This window comes from Microbacterium sp. Bi128 (genome assembly GCF_918698205.1).
This window is the reverse complement of sequence record NZ_CAKKMM010001530.1, coordinates 1-1,160: the sequence shown is the minus strand read 5'-3', so window position 1 is coordinate 1,160 and position 1,160 is coordinate 1. Positions and strand designations below refer to the sequence as shown.

General features: G+C 63.7%; 1 protein-coding gene. It reads right to left on the bottom strand.

Annotated elements, in window-relative coordinates:
* On the bottom strand, window positions 1-1,000 hold a 1,000-nt coding region (locus tag LQV45_RS34290), incomplete at its 3' end, for an MFS transporter (RefSeq protein WP_230012328.1).
* Window positions 1,001-1,160 lie beyond the last annotated feature (160 nt).

Below are 1,160 nucleotides of genomic sequence, written 5' to 3'. Positions count from 1 at the left end.
GGAGATAGCCGCCCCCGGCGAGGGCAGGTCCGAAGGCCATGAACCACCTCGGGCCGAACCGCCCGGCCAGTGAGCCAAACCATGACGCCAAGAGGATGTTGACGAGGCTGACGGGAAGCAAGGCCAGAGCGGCCGACGTCGCCGGAAACCCGGCAACCTGCTGCAGGAAAAGCACGATGATGAACCCGCCGATCGACAGCGCGGCGTAGACGAAGGCCGTAGCCACGTTGCCTACGGCAAAGTTTCGGACGGAGAAGAGGCTGAGCGGCAGGAGCGGGTACTTCGCGGTCTTTTCCCGCCAAATGAACCCGGCGAGGCACAGGATACCGAGGGCGAGGGGCATCAGAATGAGCGGACTCCCCCAGCCATAGTTGCCCTGTTCGATCAACGCGTAGACCGGCCCCGCCAACCCGAGCACACAGAGCACGGCACCCGCGTAGTCGATCCGCACGCCCTCCTTGCGAACATCCTTGACCCGCAACACGGCTAGCAGGTACAAGGTCACGGCAATGGGCAGGACGTTGATTCCGAAGATCCAACGCCAGCCCACCGAATCAACGAGCACTCCGCCGAGCAGGGGTCCCGCGATGAAAGCCACGGTTGTACCGGCAGTCCACTGGCCGATTGCCTTCGCCCGGGGCGCTTCGTCGAAGTTTGATGTGATCAGAGCCAGGGAACTGGGCACCAGCAAGGCGCCCGCGACGCCTTGAAGCGCCCTGGCCAGGACCAGCCAGTCCGCTGTCGGTGCCAGCGCACACATCACTGATGTCGCGCCGAACCCGATCAGGCCTGCCCGGAGAACGACAACCCGGCCCAGCAAATCAGAGAGCGAACCGGCGACAAGGATCAGTGAACCCAGGGTGATCAGGTAGGCATCGACAACCCATTGCTGCGTTGTCAGTCCGCCGCCCAGTTCACGGGAAATGGCCGGCAGCGCTACATTGATGACGCTGCCGTCGAGAAACGACACAAAGGAAGCGAGAATCGCGATCCACAGCACGAGCCTCTGCGTACGCGCCGACGGTAGGGAACTCATCCTTCAAGCTACACCCGCCCCGGCGGTTGCCGGACTCACCTATGGAAGGACGTTCAGCCCGTCGCTCTGGCGACAGACGACGCCGTCGGCTGCGTTTACGTACTCGGCGTATCCTGGCGGCACC